A 21,061-nucleotide genomic window follows, 5' to 3' on the forward strand; every position below is an offset into this window, starting at 1 on the left:
GCGGGCGGCGCTCGATCTCACAGGCGCTGAAGATGCTCCGGCTACCCTTGCCAGGAACCATAGAATCTCCCACAGGGGCCTCACAAAACTGAGAGGCAGTGACACGCCTGTGGGAGCCGGCTTGCCGGCGATAGGGCCCTCGAACCAGAAAAATAAAACGGTTATATAAAAATTCTTAAATAGTATTTTTAAGAATAAAAGCCTCTCGCTACTATTGCCCTCAAGCCAGGCAATACCCCTTCAAATCCCCGCCCGGCATCTCACGCCAAGGAGAACTAGCATGAGTGCACCGCTGCGTAATATCGACGGTCAGGACGAAGCCACCCTTTTGCGGGAGATCCAGAACGCCCTGCGCGACCTGCGCTTTGGCGCGGTGGAGATCACGGTGCATAACGCCCAGGTCGTGCAGATCGAGCGCAAGGAGAAGTTCCGCCTGCAACAGCCGGGCAACAAGGCCGGCTGAGCCCACACCCTTTCAAAACTAGAACAAATGCCATCGGGAGCTTCACCATGTCCATCCGCCGTTATGCGCTCGCCGCCCTGGCCAGTGCCGTTTTTGCCGGTTCCGCCATCGCCAAGGATTACGAACTGCTGAACGTGTCATACGACCCCACCCGTGAGCTGTACCAGCAATACAACGCCGAGTTCATCCAGCATTGGCAGCAGGCCCACCCGGGCGACACGGTGAAGATCCAGCAATCCCACGGCGGCTCGGGCAAGCAGGGCCGGGCGGTGATCGACGGTCTGCGTGCTGACGTGGTGACCCTGGCGCTGGCCGGTGATATCGACGAAATCGCCAAGCTGGGCAAGACCTTGCCGGAGAACTGGCAAACCCGCCTGCCGGACGCCAGCACCCCCTATACCTCGACCATCGTGTTCCTGGTGCGCAAGGGCAACCCGAAAGGCATCAAGGACTGGGGCGACCTGATCAAGAACGACGTGTCGGTGATTACCCCCAACCCGAAAACATCTGGCGGCGCACGCTGGAACTTCCTTGCCGCCTGGGCTTATGGCCTGAAGGCCGGCGGCAGTGAAGACAAGGCCAAGGCCTATGTGCAGGAACTGTTCAAGCATGTGCCGGTGCTGGATACCGGCGCGCGCGGTTCTACCATCACCTTCGTCAACAATGGCCAGGGCGATGTGTTGTTGGCCTGGGAAAACGAAGCGTTCCTGGCACTGAAGGAAGACGGCGGTGCCGACAAGTTCGAGATCGTCGTGCCGTCGCTGTCGATTCTCGCCGAGCCGCCGGTGGCGGTGGTGGACAAGAACGCCGAGAAGAAAGGCAATACCGCGATTGCCACCGAATACCTCAAGCACCTGTACAGCCCGGCTGGGCAGAAAATTGCCGCCGAGAACTTCTACCGCCCGCGTGATGAAAAGGTCGCTGCCGAGTTTGGCAAGCAGTTCCCGAAACTGGACCTGGTGACCATCGACAAGGACTTTGGTGGCTGGAAGACTGCACAACCGAAATTCTTCAATGATGGCGGTGTGTTCGACCAGATCTATCAGGCACAGTAATGGCGACGCGGTCTCTGTGGGAGCGGGCGTGCCCGCGAAGAATCCAACGCGGTGGCTGGCACCGGCTACGCCGGTGTTCGCGGGCATGCCCGCTCCCACAAGGACCTCGCTAAATCAATGAGTTATGTATTGTTCTGTGGGAGCTGGCTTGCCGGCGATGGGCTGCAACGCAGCCCAGGATTCAAATGCCTGTACCGACCCCGGATCGATACTGGGCCGAGTGCATTCAACCAGGGATATTTATGTCACGTCGCATTTCCCCCGTCATACCCGGCTTCGGGCTGACGCTGGGCTACACCTTGGTGTACCTCAGCCTGATCGTGCTGATACCGCTGGCGGCCATGTTCATCCATGCCTCGCAGCTGACCTTCGAGCAGTTCTGGAACATCATCAGTGCGCCGCGGGTAATCGCCGCGCTCAAACTGAGTTTCGGCACTGCCCTGTTCGCGGCCATCATCAATGGTGTGATTGGCACCCTGCTGGCCTGGGTGCTGGTGCGCTACACCTTCCCGGGGCGCAAGGTCATCGATGCGATGATCGACCTGCCGTTCGCCCTGCCCACGGCCGTTGCCGGTATCGCTCTGACCGCGCTTTACGCCCCCCAGGGCTGGGTCGGTCAGTTCGCCACCGACCTGGGCTTCAAGATCGCCTACACCCCACTGGGCATCACCCTGGCGCTGACGTTCGTCACCCTGCCGTTCGTGGTACGCACCGTGCAGCCGGTTCTGGCCGACATCCCGCGTGAAGTGGAAGAGGCTGCGGCCTGCCTGGGTGCCAAGCCGCTGCAGGTGTTCCGCCACATCCTGGCGCCGGCCCTGCTGCCCGCCTGGCTGACCGGCTTTGCCCTGGCCTTCGCCCGTGGCGTGGGCGAGTACGGTTCGGTGATTTTCATTGCTGGCAACATGCCAATGAAGACCGAGATCCTGCCGCTGCTGATCATGGTCAAGCTCGACCAGTACGACTACACCGGGGCCACCGCCATTGGCGTGCTGATGCTGGTGGTTTCCTTCATCCTGCTGCTGCTGATCAACCTGCTGCAGCGCCGTATCGAAACCCCTTGAAGGAGGCCGGCATGTCCAGTTCATCCCTGAGTGCAAGCGCGGCCGCCAACGCCGCCCGCCGTGGCAGCGCCACTTCGCGGCGTATCCTGATCGGCCTTGGTTGGCTGGTGTTCGTGCTGTTTTTGCTGCTGCCCCTGGTCATTGTGGTATCGCAGGCGCTGAAGAACGGTTTTGGCACCTTCTTCGAGGCGATCCTCGAACCCGACGCCTTGTCGGCGCTGAAACTGACCCTGCTCGCCGTGGCCATCTCGGTGCCGCTGAACCTGGTGTTCGGGGTAAGCGCCGCCTGGTGCGTGAGCAAGTACACCTTCCGCGGCAAGAGCATCCTGGTCACCCTGATCGACCTGCCGTTCTCGGTGTCGCCGGTGATCGCCGGCCTGGTCTACGTGCTGATGTTCGGCGCGCAGGGCCTGTTCGGGCCGTGGCTGCAAGACCACGATATCCAGATCGTCTTCGCCCTGCCGGGCATCGTCCTGGCGACCATTTTCGTCACCGTACCGTTCGTGGCCCGTGAGCTGATCCCGCTGATGCAGGAGCAGGGCACGCAAGAGGAGGAGGCCGCGCGGCTGCTCGGCGCCAACGGCTGGCAGATGTTCTGGCACGTGACCCTGCCGAACATCAAGTGGGGGCTGATCTACGGCGTGGTGCTGTGTACTGCGCGGGCCATGGGCGAGTTTGGCGCGGTGTCGGTGGTGTCCGGCCACATTCGTGGCGTGACCAACACCCTGCCGCTGCACGTGGAAATTCTCTACAACGAGTACAACCACGTCGCAGCCTTCAGCGTGGCCAGCCTGTTGCTGATCCTGGCGCTCTTCATCCTGCTGCTCAAGCAGTGGAGCGAGAACCGTATTAACCGCCTGCGCCACGGCGCCGCGGAGGAATGACTCATGTCGATCGAAGTTCGTAACGTCAGCAAACGCTTCAACAGCTTCCAGGCCCTGGACAACATCACCCTGGACATCAACAGCGGCGAGCTGGTGGCCTTGCTCGGCCCTTCCGGCTGCGGCAAGACCACCTTGCTGCGCATCATCGCCGGCCTGGAAACCCCGGACCAGGGCAACATCGTGTTCCATGGCGAGGACGTGTCGGGCCGCGACGTGCGCGACCGCAACGTGGGGTTCGTGTTCCAGCACTACGCACTGTTCCGCCACATGAGCGTGTTCGACAACGTGGCGTTCGGCCTGCGCATGAAGCCCAAAGGCGAGCGGCCCAGCGAAAGCAGGATTGCCGAGAAAGTGCATGAGCTGCTGAACATGGTGCAACTGGACTGGTTGTCCGACCGCTACCCTGAGCAGTTGTCGGGTGGCCAGCGCCAGCGCATCGCCCTGGCCCGGGCACTGGCGGTGGAGCCCAAGGTGCTGCTGCTGGATGAGCCGTTCGGTGCGCTGGATGCCAAGGTGCGCAAAGAGCTGCGCCGCTGGCTGGCGCGGCTGCACGAGGACATCAACCTGACCTCGGTATTCGTCACCCACGACCAGGAAGAAGCCATGGAGGTGGCAGACCGCATCGTGGTGATGAACAAAGGCGTGATCGAGCAGATCGGTTCGCCGGGCGAGGTGTATGAGCAACCGGCCAACGATTTCGTCTACCACTTCCTCGGTGACTCCAACCGCCTGGCATTGAGCGAAGGGCACCATGTGCTGTTCCGGCCGCACGAGGTGTCTTTGTCGCGCCATGAAACCGAAGGCCACCATGCGGCCGAAGTGCGCGACATTCGGCCGTTGGGCGCGACCACCCGGGTGACCCTGAAGGTGGAAGGGCAGAGCGAGTTGATCGAAGCCGAAGTGGTCAAGGACCACGATAGCCTGACCGGCCTGGCGCGTGGGGAGACGCTGTTCTTCCGGCCGAAGGTTTGGCAGAAGGTGGCGGATATCTGAGTCGCGGTGGCTGATGCAAAGCCCGGGGTTGGTCCCGGGCTTTTTTGTGCCTGTGAGATTGCCGGGGCTGCATTGCCGCCCGTCGCGACGCAAGGCCGTGCCTGCAATTTTGGTTATTAATAAATAGCTTCTTATTCCTTTACGAACATAACCCTGTCCTTATACTGGCCTCCAAGCACGCAAACTTACTGGAGGCGTCCCCATGCGCAATGAGTCGATTCGATACCTGATTGTGCCGGGCTGGCAAGGATCGCCAGACAACCACTGGCAAAGCCACTGGCAGCGCACCCTGCCCAACAGCGCGCGGGTCGAGCAGCATGACTGGTTGACCCCGCAACACCAGGACTGGGTGCAGGCGCTGGAACAGGCGATTGCCGCCGAGCCCTCGCCAGTCATCCTGATCGCCCATAGCCTAGGCTGCATCACCGTCGCCCATTGGGCCGCGCAGGCCAGCCCGGCGTTGCTGCGGCGGGTGAGGGGGGCGTTGCTGGTGGCGCCTGCGGACGTCGAGCGGCCCGGCTGTGCGCCGGCGCTGCGCAACTTTGCGCCGATTCCGCTCGGGGTTTTGCCATTTCCCAGCCAGGTTGTCAGCTCGGACAACGACCCTGCCGTGAGCGTGCCGCGGGCGTTATACCTGGCCCAGGCCTGGGGTGCCGAAGCGGGGTTGCTGAGCAACGCCGGGCACATCAACGTCAAGTCCGGGCATGAGCGCTGGGAACAAGGCTTCGCCTACTTGTATCGCTTGCAAAGCCGGGTCGAGCAGCGCGCACTGCGCCGCGCCTGATTGGCCCCTGTACGCCCGGCCACCTCAGGCCTGGGGCGGGAGTTTTTTCATGACTTTTCAAAACCCGTTTAGCCAGCCGCTGCTGACCTTTCCTGAACTGGACAAAAGCCCCTTGAGCATCCGTGCCAAGGCATTGGTGTTCATCGACCCACGCTCGCAGCGGCTGCGCGATGAGCTTGAGCTCCTGGCGCCGCAACCCTTGCCGGTGCTGATTCGTGGCGAGACCGGTACCGGCAAGGAGCTGCTGGCGCGGCAAATCCACCGTACCAGCGACCGTAGCGGGCTGTTCGTGTCGGTCAACTGCGCGGCCATCAGCCCGACCTATGCCGACGCCGAGTTGTTCGGCTATAGCGCTGGCAGCCATGGCGGTACGGCCAGCAGCCGCGCCGGCTGGTTTGGCTCGGCCAACGGCGGCACGCTTTACCTGGACGAAATCGCCGACTTGCCGCTGGCCATCCAGGGCAAGCTGCTGGCAGCGCTGGAGAACCGTGAGGTGATGCGTGTTGGGGCGCAACAGCCACAGCCGGTGGATGTACGGCTGGTAGCCGCCAGCAGTATCGACCTGGCTCGGGTGGTGCGTGCCGGTCGCTTCCACGAGCGGCTCTACCACTACCTGCATGAAGGCGCGCTGGAGCTGCCGCCATTGCGCGAGCGGCCAGGCGATATCCTGCCGTTGGCCGAGTATTTCGTGGGTATCTATAGTGCCCGGCTGCAGCGCCCGGTGCCCCTGGTGAGCGAGGCCGCGCAGCAGGTGCTGGAAGCCCACCCGTGGCCGGGCAATACCCGCGAGCTGGAGAATGTCATTCACTCTGCCTTGCTGGTAAATGATAGCGACGAGCTGTTGCCCCATGACCTCGACCTGCCAAGACCGCTGGCTAGCCATGGCTCATAAGCAAAACCCGTAGTGACTGTATTTTTTGGAATAACTAGCGAAATAAAAGATATTGTTACGGAATAAAAATTCTAGGTATTGTCCGCCTCACGCCCACTGGTGAAGCGGTTGGGCAGCCGATTCGCCATCGCCGATGGCCCAGATTCAGAATAAGGACCACCATGAAGAAGACCCTGCTGACCACCGCCCTGGCCGCCGCCCTGGCGTTTTCCGGCCTGGCCGCCGCTGCCGAGAAACTGGTGGTTGCCGCTACCCCGGTACCGCACGCCGAAATCCTCGAGCTGATCAAGCCTACCCTGGCCAAAGAAGGGGTGGACCTGCAGATCAAGGTCTTCACCGACTACGTGCAGCCAAACGTGCAGGTGGACCAGAAGCGCCTGGACGCCAACTACTTCCAGACGCTGCCTTACCTGAAGAGCTTCAACGAAGGCAAGGGCACCCACCTGGTAACCGTGGTGGGCGTGCACGTCGAGCCGTTCGGTGGCTATTCGAAGAAGGTCAAGAGCCTGAGCGAGCTGAAAGAGGGCGCCACCGTTGCCATTCCGAACGAAGGGAGCAACAGCGGGCGTGCTCTGATCCTGCTGCAGAAGGCCGGCCTGATCACCCTGAAGGACCCGAAGAACGCCCTGGCCACCCCCAAGGACATTGCCGAGAACCCGAAGAACCTGAAGTTCCGCGAGCTTGAGTCGGCCATGCTGCCACGCGTGCTGGACCAGGTGGACCTGGACATGATCAACACCAACTACGCCCTCGAAGCCGGCTTGAACCCGGCCAAGGATGCGCTGGTGATCGAAGGTGCCGACTCGCCGTACGTGAACTTCCTGGTCGCGCGCCCGGACAACAAGGACAGTGATGCCATGCAGAAACTGGCCAAGGCCCTGACCAGCCCGCAAGTGAAGGCGTTCATCGCCGAGAAGTACCAGGGCGCCGTACTGCCGGCGTTCTGATCCGCCAGCAGTCATCGAAAAAACGCCGACGCCCATGTGTCGGCGTTTTTGCTTCCGGCCGCAGCGCCCCTACCAAAGCGCCATCTTGTAAGAGCGGCCTTGTGTCGCGATGGGCTGCAAAGCAGCCCCGGCAATCTCAAAGCGACATACCAACCAGAGCAATCACTGCGCCGGCACCAGCCTGAGCGTGCTCTGCGCCGGAATCACCCCCATCTGCGCCTTCTGATACTGCCCTTGCACATACCCCTCGGCCTGGTCTGCGTAATGCCGGTCGAAGGTCACGCCACTCTGCCCGACCGGGTTGCTGGTCAGCGCCTGCCCGGCATCGGCAAAGTCGATCAGCCGCCGCGTCGAGGGGCCGTAGGTGACCGGCCATGGCGCCGGGCCGATTTTCGCCGACAGGTTGTTCGGTACTTCATGTGTACCGGGGGCGGCGAATGGCCCAACGTTGAACAGCAGGTTCAGCGGCTTTTTCACCCCCAGGGGGTGGTTGTGGGTCAAGGTATGGGCCTTGCCCCACTGCCAGCGCGCCGGGTCGTCGCCCAGGGTGTCGCGCAGGTGCTTCAGGCTGTTGTGCCATGCCGTACGCACCACTTGGGTCCGGTCGGTGCGCTGGCTGCCACCCCGGGTATTCCACCAGGGCGAATCGGCATCCGCCGCCAGCCGTGGCAAGGCCGCGTCGATGGCGCGGGTACTGATCAGTACCGGGAACCAGGTATCGCCCAGTTCATCATGCAGGGCCGAGTAGGCCAGCTCGTAAAGGAACTGGTTGAACAGGGTGGCGCTGGTCGAGTCCAGCGGGTAATCGCCCGCCCAGGCGGCCAGTTGTTCCACCAGTTCCTTTTCCTCATCACCTTCGGCTATGGCGCGCAGGGTCGCCAGCAGCGGGGCCAGCGTGCGCGGGCCATAGCCGCTGGTGGTGTCCAGCTGTAGCGCCTGGCTGTTCTGGGTGTCCCACTTCACCTCAGGGTTGGCCAGCTGGCGATCGAGCTGGCGGCCACGATCGGGCAGGTTGTAGTACCCCGGTATCGGCACCGCCGCCGGTGGCTGGTAATTGGCCGAGACAATATAGCCGCGGGCCGGGTTCTCCTGCTGCGGGTTGGCGCTGAAGGGGTAGAAACCGAGCTTGTCGGCCTGGCTGCTGGCGCCGTCGAGGATGAACGCCGGGTCGACGCCGGCTGGGCGTATCGGCAACTTCGCTGCCGCCCACCAGCCGATATCACCGCGGGCGTTGGCCCAGACGAAGTTCAGCCCCGGCGCATGGACCTTGGCTGTGGCTTCGCGCATCTTGCCCAGGGAGTCGGCGCGGTTGAGCTGGTAGAAACCTTCGAGGATCGGGTTTTCGGTTTCGAGAAACGCCCACCACAGGGCTACTGGCGTAGTGCCGGCGATATTGCCCAGTACATCGTTGACGATGGGCCCATGGGGCGAGCGGCGCAGGTTGAGGGTGACTGGCGCTTCACCCTTTACCGCAATCTGCTGCTGGGTGGTTTCCAGTGTGTGCCACCGGCCATCGACCATGACCTGGTTGCTGTCGGCCGGGTTGGTGCGTTCGGCGATCAGGTCGACATCATCGTTCTGGAACATGGTCAGGCTCCAGCCGAAGTCGCGGTTGTGGCCGAGCAGGGCGAACGGGTTGAGCGCCTGGAAGTAGCCGTACAGGTTGAAGCCGGGTGCCGACAGTTCGGCCTCGTACCACACCGCCGGTACTGCAAAACTGATGTGCGGGTCGCCTGCCAGCAACGGCCTGCCACTGCGTGTGCGGCTACCGGCGACGGCCCAGGCATTGCTGCCCTCGAACTGCGGAATGCCGGCATCGCCCAGTGCTTCGTGGCTGAGCCGGGCCAGGCCTTCGAGGCTGCGCCAGTCGGCCGCCGCCAGCGGTTTGCCCAGGGCCCCCTCGGGCTGCCAGCCCAGGTCGAAAATGTTCAGGTAGTCAGGGCCCAACTGGTCGCGAATGTAGGTCAGCGCCGGTTCGGTGCGAAACGCTGCGGCAAAACTGTACGCCAGGTAGCCGGCGATACTCAGGGTGTCTTCGGCGGTGAACGGGCGTGGGGTGATACCGAGCAGGTCGAACTCCACCGGCTTGGGGTGGCTGGCCTGCCAGCGGTTGACCCCGTCGAGGTAGGCTTGCAAAGCCAGGGCGGCCGGCGATTGCGGGTCCTGGCGCCTGGCCATCAGGGCGGCTTGCTCGCGTATGCGCAGGCTGCGGAACAGCGTGTCGGTGGGCAGCAGCTTGTCGCCCAGCACCTCGGCCAGTTCGCCACGTGCCAGGCGGCGCATGATCTCCATTTGAAACAGCCGGTCCTGGGCATGCACATAGCCCAGCGCACGGTACAGGTCCGCCTCGTTCTGCGCTTGCAGGTGCGGCACCCCGCGGCTGTCGTAGCGCACGCTGACCGGCGCCTGCAGGCCGGCCATCGCCACTTCGCCTTCACGCTGTGGCAGCTTGCCCTGTGCATACCAGTAACCAGCGCCAGCGGCCGCGGCAACAACCACGGCCAGTAGGGTCAGGCTGCGCTTCATGCAGACTCCTTGAGCTATCTACGAAAAAAAAGGGTCCGACCTTGAGTGGATGCGCGAACGAGCACTGCCCCAGGAAGGAGTTTCCATGGCACTCAGCGAAAAACAGAAGATGCTTACCGGCCAGCTCTACCACGCTGGCTGCCCTGAATTGCAGGCCGAGCAGATCGCCAGCAAGCACTGGATGCACCGCTACAATAACAGCGTGGAACTGCTTAACGACGCCCGTCATGGCTTGCTGCGCGAACATTTTGGCCACGTGGGCGAGGGCACCGTGATCCGCCCACCCTTCTACTGCGACTATGGCTACAACATCCGCGTCGGCCGCAACACCTTCATCAATTTCAACTGCGTGATGCTCGACGTGGTGCCGGTGTCTATCGGCGATGACTGCCAGATCGGCCCCAATGTGCAGATCTACGCCGCCGACCACCCGCTGGACCCCGACGTGCGGCGCAGCGGGCTGGAAAGCGGGCGCCCGGTGACCATTGGCAACAATGTGTGGATCGGCGGTGCGGCGATCATTCTGCCGGGTGTGACCATTGGCGATAACGCGGTGGTCGGTGCCGGTAGCGTGGTGACCCGGGATGTGCCGGCCGGTGCCACGGTGGTGGGTAACCCTGCACGGGTGCGTCAGCCTGCCCAAGGGCAATAGCAGCCAACCGCCAGGGTATTGGAGGCACTGACCTGGCGGCCGTCGAGCAGTGCCTTGAGAATAGGTTCGATGAAGCTGTTGCTGGCATTGCAGACAGCGCCTTCGCTGTAGGGGCCGAAATAGGCCAGGCGACCTCGCCGATCCCAGATGGCCACGGCCGGCGTGGCGGGCAGGTGTTCGCTACCGGGCAGGCTGCCCAGCGGTAGCAGCCCGGCAAGGTTGGCCGGCAATTGGCCATGGCTGCCGGGCTTTTGCAGCACGTGGAAGGCCACGCCCTGTTCGGCGAACTGGCTGACCAGGTCGCCTAGGTGTTGCTGGTTGCCGACGTTGCACGGGCAGGCCGGGTCCCAGAAGTGCACCACGCGGATCGGGCCCGGGCCGGCCAGCTCGGCGGGGAGCTGCAACTGGCTGCCGTCGAACAGCGTGGCCTGGTTGTCGAACGGGCGCAGGTAGCGCGCCTGGAAGGTGGTGTAGACCTGCCAAAGGGTGGCGGCGCAGAGCAGCAGGGCGAGGCTCATCAGGGCAGGTTTGGCGAGGCGGGTTTGCATGGATATCTGCTGGTATTTTTGTGGTGGGTTCACTGGCCCTGTCGCCCGCAAGGCAGCCCCCACAGGTTGTCAACGGCCTGAGGCCTGGTGATATCCCTGTGGGAGCTGGCTTGCCGGCGATAGGGCCAGTACAGGTAATGCATGGCCGAAGCTTGCCACGATGCCGGCCAGAGCTGAATATCCCAGATCAATACTTGCTTCACTGTGGATGTACCCGATGCCCCCTGACTTTCAGCCCGACCGCCTGCGTGCCAGCCTGGCGCCGTTCACCGCGCGCCATCCGCTGTCGACTCAAGCGCAGGATTACCAGCGTTTCTATGGCCTGAACCTGTCGACCCACAGCTGGCTGGGCGGTTTCCAGGCCGCGGGGTTCGAGTTGGTCGGGCAGGCTTGGCTACCCGAGCAGCCAAGCGCGACGCTGTTCCTGCTGCATGGCTATTACGACCACATGGGCCTCTATCGGCATGTGATCGAGTGGGCGCTTGGGCAAGGTTTCGCGGTCATCAGCTGCGACCTGCCCGGCCATGGGCTGTCCAGCGGCGAGCGGGCGAGCATCAGCGACTTCGCGGTGTACCAGCAGGTGCTGCAGGCGCTGTTCGAACAGGCGCGTGCGTTGCAGCTGCCGCGGCCATGGCATTTGTGCGGGCAGAGCACGGGTGGGGCGATCGCGGTGGACCATTTGCTGCACCAAGGTGCCCATAGCCCTGTGGATGGCCAGGTCATTCTGCTGGCGCCACTGGTGCGGCCATGTGCCTGGCGTTGGTCCAAGTTCAGCTATCGCGTGCTGCGCCATTTCGTCAATGGTATCGAGCGGCGCTTCAGTGAGAATACCAACGACCCTGCCTTCCTGCCGTTTCTCCAGGCCGACCCCCTGCAACCGCGCCGGCTGCCCACTGCCTGGGTGGGTGCCCTGATCGCCTGGGTCAAACGCATCGAGGCTGCGCCCAAAAGTACACGCCGGCCATTGATCGTACAGGGAGAGGCCGACGGCACGGTGGATTGGCCATACAATCTGGAGGTGCTGAAGGCCAAGTTCGCTGAGCCGCAGATCCTGATGCTGCCCGACGCGCGTCACCACTTGGCCAACGAGCTGCCAGGCATTCGCCAGCGCTACTTCGATTTCATCGACCAGCGCCTGGGCTGATCACCTCAGCTCGTTGCTGCTCTGGCCCACCGCCAGGCCGGCACGCACCGCGGCCAGTGCCGCCTGGTAGTAGGCCTTGCCGTCGGGCGACTCGGCAAAGGTGGCGAACTCTTCCAGCTCGGCGTCGGACAGGTCGCGGTACACGTACAGCAACGTATTGTTGAGGTCTTCGCCAATTTGCCCCATGAGTCGCTGGCGCTGACCGTCGAGCAGGCCTTGCGCCTGGCCGCCGCCGAACAGGCCGGGGATCATCGAGCTGAGGCTGTCGGCCGCCACGCCGGCGATGGCCAGGCTGACTTCAGCGCCAGCTTCGCGTGCTGGCAAGGCCTGAGCCAGGTGGCCAATGATCAGCAGGCGGTCATCGCTGGCCTGCATTTTCGGCAAGCCCTTGGCGTTTCTGGCCAGTTCATCCTTGCGCGTGGCCTTGAGCTCGGCGGCTACCACCTTGCGCCCCAGCGGCGACTGGAAGAACGCCAGGGCCGGTGCCGGGTTGGCCAGGCTGGCGCGCAGCTTTGCCTGGGCACGACGGTCTACCGCCTGGGCCTGGAAGCGCTGGTTGCTGTTGTCGACCAGCGCCTGGTACACGGCGGGCGGTAAACTGTTGCGGTAGCGCGCCTGGGCGGCGGTGAGGGCATCGTTGAAGTGGGCGCGCTGGTCGGGCCAGCCGGCAGCCTTGTACAGTTGATCCAGGTTATCTGCCCAGACAGGCGTGGTGCAGATCATCAGCAGAATCAGGGAAAACAGACGGCGCATTCAGGACTCCTGTCGGCAGGCGACCATTGTCCTTGGCCCGGCGCCGGTTTGTCGAGATATGTGCGTGTTTCTCGGCCAAGTGGCGCTGTGCGCCGCCAGGGCGAATGGATATGATGCGCGCCATGCATACTTCCCCCGAAAACCCGATGCTCGCGGCCGTCGTTGACGATCTGGCCACCCATGGCTGGTCCCAACAGGCGCTGTTTCTGCCTGTCGACCTTGCGCGCGCGTTGGCGGTCGAGTGCCGGCGCCGTTATGCCGAAGGCGAACTCAACCCGGCCGGGGTGGGGCGCGGTGATGCCCAGGAAGTACGCGAAGCCATTCGCGGCGACCAGATCCAGTGGATCGACCCTGGCCAGGCCGAGGCTTGCGACCAGTACCTGGCGGCCATGGACCAGTTACGGTTGGCCATCAACCAGGGCCTGTTTCTCGGCCTGCAGGATTTCGAGTGCCATTTTGCCCTGTACCCACCCGGTGCATTCTATCGCCGGCATCTGGACCGCTTTCGTGACGATGATCGGCGCATGGTCTCGGCGGTATTTTACCTGAACGAAGACTGGCAGCCGCAGGATGGCGGGCAGCTGCGCATGTTCCTGGCCGACGGTGCCGAGCCCCTGGTCGAGCCGCTGGCAGGTTGCCTGGTGGTGTTCCTGTCGGGTGAGGTGCCTCACGAAGTGCTGCCCGCCGGGCGTGAGCGCTTGTCGTTGACGGGCTGGTTCCGGCGGCGTGGCAATGACCCGTTCTGATTTGCCCAGGGTGCTGGTCAGCGCTTGCCTGCTGGGGCAGCCGGTGCGCTATGACGGTCGCACCAGCGGCCACCCGCACTTGTTGCAGCAGTGGCAGGCCGAAGGCCGCGTGGTGCCGTTGTGCCCGGAAGTCGCCGGCGGGTTGCCGACCCCTCGGCCACCCGCGGAGATACCAGGCGGGCAAGGTGGGCAGGTGCTCGACGGCAGCACACAGGTGATCACTGTCATGGGCGAAGATGTCAGTGCGCAGTTCCTGGCCGGCGCGCAGTTGGCGCTCGTACTGGTGCGGCGGCATGGCATTGGTGTGGCGGTATTGAAGTCGGGCAGCCCTTCATGTGGCAACCGCTTGACCTATGACGGCACGTTCAGTGGCGTGAAGGTGGCCGGGGAAGGGGTCACAGCGGCGCTGCTGCGGCGGGCGGGGGTGCAGGTGTTCAGTGAGCTGGAGCTGGACCAGGCGCAGCGGGCCTTGGGGTAGCCCTGCGCCGGCTGTGGAGTGAGTGTGGGAGCCGGCTTGCCGGCGATGAGGGCGGGACAAACCGCACAAACCTCATTGCCCGGCCGCAGTCTCCTGCACACCCTTGAACCACTTCTGTTCGAGCTCGGCCGTGCGGCCACTGTCCTTCAACCGCTGCAGCGCATTGTTAACGGCACTTTCAAACGCCGGGTTGTCCTTCTGGAACGGGATCACCAGCTTCTTCTCGCCAAACGGCAGGCTCGCGTCAAGCGGGCCGTCACTCTTGAGTGCTTCGCTCGCTGGGGTCAGCGCGACATCATACTTGCCGCTTTCCACACCTGGCAGTACCTCGTCCGCAGGCGCCTCGACAAATTCGGCACGCAGGTCCAGTTCGCGGGCCAGGTCCTGGCCAAACTCCACATCGAAACCGCTCAGCCGCTCGTCTTGCTTGAACGCATAAGGCGGGTTGTCGGCTTGTACGGCAATGCGCAGTTCGCCCCGGTCGGCGATTTCGTCGATAAGCTCCGCCTGGGCCAATGGACTGATCAGTACTGCCAGCAGTACCCCTATGGTCGAACGCATTGAAGGCCCCTTTTTCTTTTACAGGTGAATAACTTTCGTCATGGCTTTATTCCTCGCCATGATCGAACGCAGCCTAAGACCTTGGCGCCTCGGCATTGTTTAACCCTGACTCAAATTTTTCTGTCAGGCAACGTGAACACCTTGGCGCATGTTTCAACTAAGGTGAACTACCGCCGCTGTTGGATGACAAGCTGCGGTCAATGAGTGAATCACAGGAGAAGTGAATGAACAGCCTATTTTCGCGTGCTGCCGTTGCCGGTTTGCTGATGGGAGCGTCGGTGTTGGCCAGTGCCGCAGACGCCCTGAAGAGCCAGGAGCCGCCCAAGGATGCCAAGGTCTTCATCGTTTCCCCCGCCGATGGTGCCACCGTCGACAAGACCTTTACCGTCAAGTTCGGCATTGAAGGCATGGGCCTGAAGCCTGCCGGTGACCAGACCCCGCACACCGGCCACCACCACTTGCTGGTGGATGTGGACAAAGAGCCCGTCGCCGACATGCCGCTGCCGACCAGCCTGATGCCAGAGGCCGGCACCGCACTGCCAGCCGGGCCGCAGGTGCTGCATTTCGGCAAGGCACAGACCGAAACCAGCATTACCCTGACCCCGGGCAAGCACACCCTGCAACTGGTGCTGGGTGACCAGTATCACGTGCCGTTCAAGCCGAGCGTCGAGTCGAAGAAGATTACTGTCGACGTGAAATAGGTGTTGGGCTTTTCGCGGGCTCGCCCGCTCCCACAGGGGGGGCCGCAAGCTTCGGGTTTGCGGTGATCCTGTGAGAGCGGGCGACGCCGCTTCCACCGGCAAAAAAAAGGGAGGCCACCAGGGCCTCCCTTTTTCATGCAGCAAGCAAACTCAGAACAGTACGCGGGAACGGATGGTGCCTTTGACCTGTTGCAGTTTTTCTTGCGCCAGGTCGGAGTACTCGGCGTCTACGTCGATTACCACGTAACCGACTTTCTCGTTGGTCTGCAGGAACTGACCGGAGATGTTGATACCGTTCTCGGCGAATACCTTGTTGATCTCGCTGAGTACGCCCGGGATGTTTTCGTGAATGTGCAGCAGGCGGTGCTTGCCTGGGTGCGCTGGCAGTGCCACCTCAGGGAAGTTGACCGAAGACACCGAAGTACCGTTATCGCTGTACTTGACCAGCTTCTCGGCCACTTCCAGGCCGATGTTGGCCTGGGCTTCGGCAGTGGAACCACCGATGTGCGGGGTGAGGATCACGTTGTCCAGGCCGCGCAGCGGGCTCTCGAACTCTTCGTCGTTGGAGCGTGGCTCGACCGGGAACACGTCGATGGCAGCGCCGATCAGGTGCTTGTCCTTGATGGCGGCGGCCAGGTGGTCCAGCTCGACCACGGTGCCACGGGCGGCGTTGATCAGGATCGCGCCCTTCTTCATCGAGCGAATTTCCTTCTCGCCGATCATCCACTGGGTGGAGGGCAGCTCAGGCACGTGCAGCGAGACGATGTCGGCCAGGCCCAGCAGTTCGTGCAGGCTGGTGACCTGTACGGCGTTGCCCAGTGGCAGCTTGGTCAGCGGGTCGTAGAAGTAGACCTGCATGCCCAGGTTTTCGGCCAGGACCGACAGCTGGGTACCGATCGAGCCGTAGCCGACGATGCCGAGTTTCTTGCCGCGAATCTCGAACGAGTTGGCTGCGCTCTTGATCCAGCCGCCACGGTGGCAGGAGGCGTTTTTCTCTGGGATGCCACGCAGCAGCAGGATCGCTTCGGCCAGTACCAGCTCGGCGACCGAGCGGGTGTTGGAGTAGGGCGCGTTGAACACGGCGATACCGCGCTCGCGGGCAGCTTCCAGGTCTACCTGGTTGGTGCCGATGCAGAAGCAGCCAACGGCGACCAGTTTCTTGGCGCAGTCGAAGATCTCTTCGGTGAGCTGGGTGCGCGAACGGATGCCAATGAAGTGGGCATCGGCGATCTTTTCCTTCAGCTCGGCTTCCGGCAACGAACCAGTGAGGTATTCGATGTTGGTGTAGCCGGCGGCCTTGAGGGTATCGACCGCGTTCTGGTGCACACCTTCAAGAAGAAGGAACCGGATCTTGCTCTTGTCGAGAGAAGTCTTGCTCATCTGCGTAAACCTGTATCCCGGAGAAAAAATGGCGAGGGGTGATGCCAGCCGCGAGGGCGGCCTTAGCATGAACAGCGGGAGCGCTATGCTAGCATACGCGACACAATCTGAGCTTATCCCGACAGGTGAAGAGTGCTCAGGGTGACTATGAATAAGTCGAGAGTTCCAGCGATGACCCACCCCGCTGCAATTGAAGAACTGATGACCCTTGTCGACCCTGGCAAGGTCCTGACCGACCCGGCATCCCTCGACGCCTATGGCAAGGACTGGACCAAGCACTATGCACCGGCGCCCAGCGCCATCGTGCTGCCCAAGACCATCGAGCAGGTGCAGGCCATTGTCCGCTGGGCCAATGCGCACAGGGTGGCGCTGGTGCCGTCGGGTGGGCGCACCGGGCTCTCCGCGGGGGCCGTTGCGGCCAATGGCGAAGTCGTGGTGGCCTTCGACAACATGAACCGGATTCTCGACTTCAATGCCTTCGACCGCACGGTGGTTTGCCAGCCCGGGGTGGTCACCCGCCAGTTGCAAAGCTACGCCGAAGCGCAGGGCCTGTATTACCCGGTAGACTTCGCTTCCAGCGGTTCCAGCCAGATAGGCGGCAACATCGGTACCAATGCCGGCGGCATCAAGGTAATCCGCTACGGCATGACCCGCAATTGGGTGGCCGGGCTGAAGGTGGTGACGGGCAAGGGCGAGTTGCTGCAGCTGAACAAGGACCTGATCAAGAACGCCACCGGCTATGACCTGCGCCAGCTGTTCATTGGCGCCGAAGGCACGCTGGGTTTCGTGGTGGAAGCCACCATGCGCCTGGACCGCGCCCCGCGCAACCTCACCGCCATGGTGCTGGGCACGCCGGACTTCGACTCGATCATGCCGGTGCTGCACGCCTTCCAGGGCGGGCTCGACCTCACGGCCTTCGAATTTTTCTCGGACAAGGGCCTGGCCAGGATCCTTGCGCGTGGTGATGTGCCGGCGCCATTCGCCACCGACTGCCCCTTTTATGCGCTGCTGGAGTTCGAGGCCAGCACCGAGGCAGTCGCCAACCAGGCACTGGCCACCTTCGAGCATTGCGTCGAGCAGGGCTGGGTACTGGACGGGGTGATGAGCCAGAGCGAAACCCAGCTGAAAAACCTGTGGAAGCTGCGTGAGTACCTGTCGGAAACCATCTCGCACTGGACCCCGTACAAGAACGATATTTCAGTCACGGTCTCGAAAGTGCCGGCGTTTCTGCGCGATATCGATGCCATCGTGGCCGAGCATTACCCGGATTACGAAGTGGTGTGGTACGGCCATATCGGCGATGGCAACCTGCACCTGAACATCCTCAAGCCCGAGCACATGGACAAAGACGCGTTCTTTGCCTCGTGCGCCAAGGTCAACAAGTGGGTGTTCGAGATCGTCGAACGCTACAACGGCTCGATCTCTGCCGAGCACGGCGTAGGCATGACCAAGCGCGACTACCTGGGCTACAGCCGCTCGGCCGAAGAAATTGCCTGCATGAAGGCGATTAAGGCCGTGTTCGACCCTAACGGCATCATGAATCCGGGTAAGATCTTCGCTCCTGAATAAAAAGCAGCATGCAAAGGAGTCGGCCATGAGTTACCAGCACCAGTATGTAGACGGCACGCGCATCCACTTCCCGTTGGGCAAGGTGGTGTGCATTGGCCGTAACTATGCCGAACACGCCAAGGAACTGGACAACCCGATCCCCAGCGAACCGCTGCTGTTCATCAAGCCCGGTAGTTGCGTGGTCGCCGCGCAAGGCGGCTTCAAGATCCCGACCGAGCGCGGTTCGGTGCATTACGAGGCAGAAATCGCCGTGTTGCTGGGCAAGTCACTGTCCTCGCACCCCAGCGAGGAAGAGGTGCTGGACGCCATATCCGGCTACGCCCCGGCCCTGGACCTGACCCTGCGCGACGTGCAGGCCAAACTGAAGGAAAAAGGCCTGCCATGGGAGCTGGCCAAGAGCTTCGACGGTGCCTGCGTACTGCCGCCGTTCGTCTCGGCTGCCAGCTTCCCGGACGTGACCGACATCCCGGTACGGCTGACGGTGAACGGCGAAGTACGCCAGGACGGCAACAGCGCAATGATGCTCAACCCTATCGTGCCGATGATTCAGCACATGGCCGCGCATTTTTCGCTGCTGGCGGGGGATGTGATCCTCACCGGCACCCCGGCGGGCGTGGGGCCGTTCAATGTCGGTGACGAGCTGGTGCTGGAGCTGCCGGGTGTCAGCCGCTTCGAAAGCCGGGTGCTCTGAGCCCTGTGGGAGCGGCCTTGCGTCGCGAAAGGGCCGCAGAGCGGCCCCGGCAATAGGTGCTTGACGCATGAATCCCGGGGGCGCTTCGCACCCCTTTCGCGACACAAGGCCGCTCCCACAAAGAATGCGCGTCCAGGCAGGATTTGGCGTTTTTTTCACACCCAATGCGGATAATGCGCGCATCTACGCCCACTGCTTCAGGACCCCTGCATGCCATCACCCCCCAACGCCCCGGCAACCCCCAAGCGTCGTTTCTACCTGCGCTGGCCCTTTGGCCTGGCGGTGGCGGCGGTGATTGGCTACGGCGTGGCCATGGCGATGCACTGGGATGACCGTGGTGCGCTATGGCTGAAGGAAGGCTTTGAAAGCCGCGCCGAGCGCAGCGAAAGCGTATGGCTGCCGGATTATCAGGTAGACATCGATGCCAAGCCCCTGCCGGGCATGGACGATGACGAAGCGTCGGACGTGGCGTTCAACCCGCAGACCCGGACGCTGTTCGCGGTCATGGGCAAGAACCCGTTCCTGGTCGAACTGAGCCTGGACGGCGATGTGCTGCGCAAGATCCCGCTCAACGGCTGGAACAACCCGGAAGGCGTTGCCGTGCTGGAAGACGGTTACCTGGCCATCACCGACGAGCGCCTGCATGATCTGACCCTGGTCAAGGTGGACGGGCACACGGCGGTGCTCAACCACGCCGACTTCAAAAGCTATGACCTGGGGCAGTCGGTGAAAAGCAACAAAGGCTTCGAGGCCGTCGCCTGGGACCCGCTGCACCAGCGCCTGGTCATCGGCGAGGAGCGCCCGCCCAAGCTGTACACCTGGAACACCGATGGCCGCAGCCAGCTCAAGGGCGACAAGCAGCCGCTGCCAAGCGATCAGCTCGACTTGCGCAACCTCTCGGCGCTGGGTGTCGACCCGCGCACAGGCCACCTGTTGGTATTGTCGGCCGACTCCAACATGCTGCTGGAGCTGGACCAGCAGGGGCAGCAGGTCAGCTTCATGACTTTGCTCGGCGGGTTCAACGGCCTGCAAGGCACCATCCCGCGGGCCGAGGGGGTGGCGATGGACGACCAGGGCAACCTGTACATGGTCAGTGAGCCGGCATTGTTCTATCGCTTCAGAAAACCCTGAGCCAACAATCCGCTTTTTCGGATGCTGGCATTAAGCTTTATTTCAGTCATTCATGGTTAGATTCGCCATCCTTGTGCCGAGTCTGCCTGTATGCGTGGTTTTGTTCGTCTATCCCTGGTAATAGCCGTTGTCTGCCTGTGCCTGCTCGGCTGGGCCGGGCATGAGTTCCGCCTTTACGAGCGCGCCTGGTTCAACCTCAAAACCTGGTGGCAGCCCGCCGAGCAGAGCATGGGCCTGGAGCGCTACCGGGTGGTGCTGGAAGCGCAGCCTATCGAAGGGTTGAACGACGATATATCGGCGCTGACCTACGACCCTGACCGCAAGACCCTGTTTACCGTCACCAACGCCCGTTCGGAGTTGATCGAGCTGTCGCTGGACGGGCGCATCCTGCGCCGCGTGCCGCTGACGGGCTTCGGCGACCCGGAGGCCGTGGAGTATGTCGGGCCAAACAGCTATGTGATTTCCGACGAGCGTCAGCAACGGCTGATCCGGGTGCGCCTGGACGACGACACGTTGTTCCTCGATGCCGGCGATGCCGAGCAGCTCAGCCTGGGCATTGGCCTGAACGGCAACAAAGGCTTCGAAGGCCTGGCCTACGACTCAGCGGGCAAGCGCCTGTTCGTGGCCAAGGAACGCGACCCGATGCTGATCTATGAGGTTCACGGCTTCCCGCATGACAACCCGGAAAAGCCCTATGCCGTGCATGTAGTACAGGACCGCAAGCGCGATTCACGGTTGTTCGTGCGGGACTTGTCGAGCTTGCAGTTCGATGAGCGCAGTGGGCACCTGCTGGCATTGTCCGACGAGTCGCGGCTGTTGCTGGAGCTGGATATCGAGGGCAGGCCGCTGAGTACCCTGTCGCTGCGCAAGGGCTACCAGGGCTTGCAGGCGACCGTACCGCAGGCGGAGGGGATTGTGATGGACGAGGCGGGAACCCTTTATCTGGTCAGTGAGCCGAACCTGTTCTATGTGTTCAAGCAGCCGGCTGACTGATCGTCTGTCAGGGCCCTTCGCGGGTAAACCCGCACGGGGATCGCATCAGGGCTGGCAGGTGTTTGCCACAAGGTATGCAGCGCCTGTTAGAGCGAGCGCCGCCCGCGCG

22 protein-coding genes are annotated in these 21,061 nt (G+C 62.8%); 17 read left to right on the top strand and 5 right to left on the bottom strand.

Annotated features, from left to right (window positions below; translation table 11 throughout):
* Positions 1 to 280: 280 nt before the first annotated feature.
* From oscA to EGJ22_RS22390, 8 genes are all read left to right on the top strand, one after another.
* Positions 281 to 463 (top strand): sulfur starvation response protein OscA, encoded by a 183-nt coding sequence (gene oscA, locus EGJ22_RS22350; RefSeq protein ID WP_029887961.1) that lies wholly within the window; start codon positions 281 to 283, stop codon positions 461 to 463.
* A 47-nt stretch (positions 464 to 510) separates the two neighbouring features.
* A complete protein-coding gene (locus EGJ22_RS22355) occupies positions 511 to 1,518 on the top strand; it encodes a sulfate ABC transporter substrate-binding protein (protein WP_029887962.1) in 1,008 nt (335 codons plus the stop codon).
* 242 nt (positions 1,519 to 1,760) lie between these two features.
* Positions 1,761 to 2,579 carry a sulfate ABC transporter permease subunit CysT gene (cysT, locus tag EGJ22_RS22365; RefSeq protein ID WP_009683704.1) on the top strand — a complete coding sequence of 273 codons (819 nt, stop codon included), beginning with the start codon at positions 1,761 to 1,763 and terminating at the stop codon, positions 2,577 to 2,579.
* An 11-nt stretch (positions 2,580 to 2,590) separates the two neighbouring features.
* Positions 2,591 to 3,463 (top strand): sulfate ABC transporter permease subunit CysW, encoded by an 873-nt coding sequence (gene cysW, locus EGJ22_RS22370; protein ID WP_009683703.1) that lies wholly within the window; start codon positions 2,591 to 2,593, stop codon positions 3,461 to 3,463.
* Between the two features lie 3 nt (positions 3,464 to 3,466).
* The gene (locus tag EGJ22_RS22375) at positions 3,467 to 4,456 is read left to right on the top strand and encodes a sulfate/molybdate ABC transporter ATP-binding protein (protein ID WP_009683702.1); all 990 of its coding nucleotides are present in this window, start codon (positions 3,467 to 3,469) and stop codon (positions 4,454 to 4,456) included.
* Positions 4,457 to 4,658: 202 nt separating this feature from the next.
* Positions 4,659 to 5,240, top strand: a complete 582-nt coding sequence (locus EGJ22_RS22380; RefSeq protein WP_029887963.1) for an alpha/beta hydrolase — start codon at positions 4,659 to 4,661, stop codon at positions 5,238 to 5,240.
* Between the two features lie 49 nt (positions 5,241 to 5,289).
* Positions 5,290 to 6,132 (top strand): sigma 54-interacting transcriptional regulator, encoded by an 843-nt coding sequence (locus EGJ22_RS22385; protein WP_029887964.1) that lies wholly within the window; start codon positions 5,290 to 5,292, stop codon positions 6,130 to 6,132.
* A gap of 161 nt (positions 6,133 to 6,293) precedes the next feature.
* Positions 6,294 to 7,079 (top strand): MetQ/NlpA family ABC transporter substrate-binding protein, encoded by a 786-nt coding sequence (locus tag EGJ22_RS22390; RefSeq protein ID WP_029887965.1) that lies wholly within the window; start codon positions 6,294 to 6,296, stop codon positions 7,077 to 7,079.
* A 162-nt stretch (positions 7,080 to 7,241) separates the two neighbouring features.
* Here the strand turns inward: EGJ22_RS22390 and EGJ22_RS22395 are convergent, their stop codons facing one another.
* Positions 7,242 to 9,605, bottom strand: a complete 2,364-nt coding sequence (locus tag EGJ22_RS22395; RefSeq protein WP_064314765.1) for a penicillin acylase family protein — start codon at positions 9,603 to 9,605, stop codon at positions 7,242 to 7,244.
* 85 nt (positions 9,606 to 9,690) lie between these two features.
* On the opposite strand from EGJ22_RS22395, the gene EGJ22_RS22400 reads away from it, so the two are divergent.
* Positions 9,691 to 10,257, top strand: coding sequence for a sugar O-acetyltransferase (locus EGJ22_RS22400; RefSeq protein ID WP_029887609.1), 567 nt, complete (start codon positions 9,691 to 9,693; stop codon positions 10,255 to 10,257).
* On the opposite strand, the gene EGJ22_RS22405 is transcribed toward EGJ22_RS22400, so the two are convergent.
* A complete protein-coding gene (locus EGJ22_RS22405; RefSeq protein WP_029887610.1) occupies positions 10,236 to 10,805 on the bottom strand; it encodes a DUF6436 domain-containing protein in 570 nt (189 codons plus the stop codon). The two genes, EGJ22_RS22400 and EGJ22_RS22405, sit on opposite strands and share 22 nt — an antisense overlap.
* 217 nt (positions 10,806 to 11,022) lie before the next feature.
* Between EGJ22_RS22405 and EGJ22_RS22410 the strand changes: the two genes are divergently transcribed.
* Positions 11,023 to 11,949, top strand: a complete 927-nt coding sequence (locus EGJ22_RS22410) for an alpha/beta hydrolase (protein WP_029887611.1) — start codon at positions 11,023 to 11,025, stop codon at positions 11,947 to 11,949.
* On the opposite strand, the gene EGJ22_RS22415 is transcribed toward EGJ22_RS22410, so the two are convergent.
* Positions 11,950 to 12,702, bottom strand: a complete 753-nt coding sequence (locus EGJ22_RS22415) for a DUF2059 domain-containing protein (protein WP_029887612.1) — start codon at positions 12,700 to 12,702, stop codon at positions 11,950 to 11,952. It lies immediately after the preceding gene.
* Between the two features lie 113 nt (positions 12,703 to 12,815).
* On the opposite strand from EGJ22_RS22415, the gene EGJ22_RS22420 reads away from it, so the two are divergent.
* Complete coding sequence (locus EGJ22_RS22420) at positions 12,816 to 13,448, top strand: 2OG-Fe(II) oxygenase (protein ID WP_029887613.1); 633 nt, start codon at positions 12,816 to 12,818, stop codon at positions 13,446 to 13,448.
* The gene (locus tag EGJ22_RS22425) at positions 13,435 to 13,926 is read left to right on the top strand and encodes a DUF523 domain-containing protein (RefSeq protein ID WP_009683690.1); all 492 of its coding nucleotides are present in this window, start codon (positions 13,435 to 13,437) and stop codon (positions 13,924 to 13,926) included. Before EGJ22_RS22420 ends, EGJ22_RS22425 begins: the two co-directional genes overlap by 14 nt.
* Before the next feature lie 72 nt (positions 13,927 to 13,998).
* On the opposite strand, the gene EGJ22_RS22430 is transcribed toward EGJ22_RS22425, so the two are convergent.
* Complete coding sequence (locus EGJ22_RS22430) at positions 13,999 to 14,487, bottom strand: transporter substrate-binding domain-containing protein (RefSeq protein ID WP_009683689.1); 489 nt, start codon at positions 14,485 to 14,487, stop codon at positions 13,999 to 14,001.
* Positions 14,488 to 14,711: 224 nt separating this feature from the next.
* On the opposite strand from EGJ22_RS22430, the gene EGJ22_RS22435 reads away from it, so the two are divergent.
* Positions 14,712 to 15,188, top strand: coding sequence for a DUF4399 domain-containing protein (locus EGJ22_RS22435; RefSeq protein WP_029887614.1), 477 nt, complete (start codon positions 14,712 to 14,714; stop codon positions 15,186 to 15,188).
* A gap of 150 nt (positions 15,189 to 15,338) precedes the next feature.
* On the opposite strand, the gene serA is transcribed toward EGJ22_RS22435, so the two are convergent.
* Positions 15,339 to 16,568 carry a phosphoglycerate dehydrogenase gene (serA, locus tag EGJ22_RS22440; RefSeq protein ID WP_009683687.1) on the bottom strand — a complete coding sequence of 410 codons (1,230 nt, stop codon included), beginning with the start codon at positions 16,566 to 16,568 and terminating at the stop codon, positions 15,339 to 15,341.
* A gap of 171 nt (positions 16,569 to 16,739) precedes the next feature.
* Between serA and EGJ22_RS22445 the strand changes: the two genes are divergently transcribed.
* The 4 genes from EGJ22_RS22445 (at position 16,740) to EGJ22_RS22460 (ending at position 20,952) form a co-directional block, all read left to right on the top strand.
* Entirely contained in the window at positions 16,740 to 18,137 is a 1,398-nt protein-coding gene (locus EGJ22_RS22445) for an FAD-binding oxidoreductase (protein ID WP_029887615.1), read from the top strand.
* A 25-nt stretch (positions 18,138 to 18,162) separates the two neighbouring features.
* Positions 18,163 to 18,828: a fumarylacetoacetate hydrolase family protein gene (locus EGJ22_RS22450; protein ID WP_029887616.1), complete on the top strand. Its 666-nt coding sequence runs from the start codon at positions 18,163 to 18,165 to the stop codon at positions 18,826 to 18,828.
* A gap of 210 nt (positions 18,829 to 19,038) precedes the next feature.
* On the top strand, positions 19,039 to 19,959 hold the full coding sequence (locus tag EGJ22_RS22455) for an SdiA-regulated domain-containing protein (RefSeq protein WP_029887617.1): 921 nt from the start codon (positions 19,039 to 19,041) through the stop codon (positions 19,957 to 19,959).
* A 90-nt stretch (positions 19,960 to 20,049) separates the two neighbouring features.
* Entirely contained in the window at positions 20,050 to 20,952 is a 903-nt protein-coding gene (locus tag EGJ22_RS22460; protein ID WP_029887618.1) for an SdiA-regulated domain-containing protein, read from the top strand.
* Positions 20,953 to 21,061 lie beyond the last annotated feature (109 nt).

This window comes from Pseudomonas sp. p99-361 (assembly GCF_003935475.1).
In the GTDB taxonomy this organism is placed as follows: Bacteria; Pseudomonadota; Gammaproteobacteria; order Pseudomonadales; family Pseudomonadaceae; genus Aquipseudomonas; species Aquipseudomonas juntendi.

Coding starts and splice junctions, on each gene's coding strand:
- oscA (WP_029887961.1), top strand. CDS start 281: ATGAGTGCACCGCTGCGTAATATCGACGGTCAGGACGAAGCCACCCTT.
- EGJ22_RS22355 (WP_029887962.1), top strand. CDS start 511: ATGTCCATCCGCCGTTATGCGCTCGCCGCCCTGGCCAGTGCCGTTTTT.
- cysT (WP_009683704.1), top strand. CDS start 1,761: ATGTCACGTCGCATTTCCCCCGTCATACCCGGCTTCGGGCTGACGCTG.
- cysW (WP_009683703.1), top strand. CDS start 2,591: ATGTCCAGTTCATCCCTGAGTGCAAGCGCGGCCGCCAACGCCGCCCGC.
- EGJ22_RS22375 (WP_009683702.1), top strand. CDS start 3,467: ATGTCGATCGAAGTTCGTAACGTCAGCAAACGCTTCAACAGCTTCCAG.
- EGJ22_RS22380 (WP_029887963.1), top strand. CDS start 4,659: ATGCGCAATGAGTCGATTCGATACCTGATTGTGCCGGGCTGGCAAGGA.
- EGJ22_RS22385 (WP_029887964.1), top strand. CDS start 5,290: ATGACTTTTCAAAACCCGTTTAGCCAGCCGCTGCTGACCTTTCCTGAA.
- EGJ22_RS22390 (WP_029887965.1), top strand. CDS start 6,294: ATGAAGAAGACCCTGCTGACCACCGCCCTGGCCGCCGCCCTGGCGTTT.
- EGJ22_RS22395 (WP_064314765.1), bottom strand. CDS start 9,605: ATGAAGCGCAGCCTGACCCTACTGGCCGTGGTTGTTGCCGCGGCCGCT.
- EGJ22_RS22400 (WP_029887609.1), top strand. CDS start 9,691: ATGGCACTCAGCGAAAAACAGAAGATGCTTACCGGCCAGCTCTACCAC.
- EGJ22_RS22405 (WP_029887610.1), bottom strand. CDS start 10,805: ATGCAAACCCGCCTCGCCAAACCTGCCCTGATGAGCCTCGCCCTGCTG.
- EGJ22_RS22410 (WP_029887611.1), top strand. CDS start 11,023: ATGCCCCCTGACTTTCAGCCCGACCGCCTGCGTGCCAGCCTGGCGCCG.
- EGJ22_RS22415 (WP_029887612.1), bottom strand. CDS start 12,702: ATGCGCCGTCTGTTTTCCCTGATTCTGCTGATGATCTGCACCACGCCT.
- EGJ22_RS22420 (WP_029887613.1), top strand. CDS start 12,816: ATGCGCGCCATGCATACTTCCCCCGAAAACCCGATGCTCGCGGCCGTC.
- EGJ22_RS22425 (WP_009683690.1), top strand. CDS start 13,435: ATGACCCGTTCTGATTTGCCCAGGGTGCTGGTCAGCGCTTGCCTGCTG.
- EGJ22_RS22430 (WP_009683689.1), bottom strand. CDS start 14,487: ATGCGTTCGACCATAGGGGTACTGCTGGCAGTACTGATCAGTCCATTG.
- EGJ22_RS22435 (WP_029887614.1), top strand. CDS start 14,712: ATGAACAGCCTATTTTCGCGTGCTGCCGTTGCCGGTTTGCTGATGGGA.
- serA (WP_009683687.1), bottom strand. CDS start 16,568: ATGAGCAAGACTTCTCTCGACAAGAGCAAGATCCGGTTCCTTCTTCTT.
- EGJ22_RS22445 (WP_029887615.1), top strand. CDS start 16,740: ATGACCCACCCCGCTGCAATTGAAGAACTGATGACCCTTGTCGACCCT.
- EGJ22_RS22450 (WP_029887616.1), top strand. CDS start 18,163: ATGAGTTACCAGCACCAGTATGTAGACGGCACGCGCATCCACTTCCCG.
- EGJ22_RS22455 (WP_029887617.1), top strand. CDS start 19,039: ATGCCATCACCCCCCAACGCCCCGGCAACCCCCAAGCGTCGTTTCTAC.
- EGJ22_RS22460 (WP_029887618.1), top strand. CDS start 20,050: ATGCGTGGTTTTGTTCGTCTATCCCTGGTAATAGCCGTTGTCTGCCTG.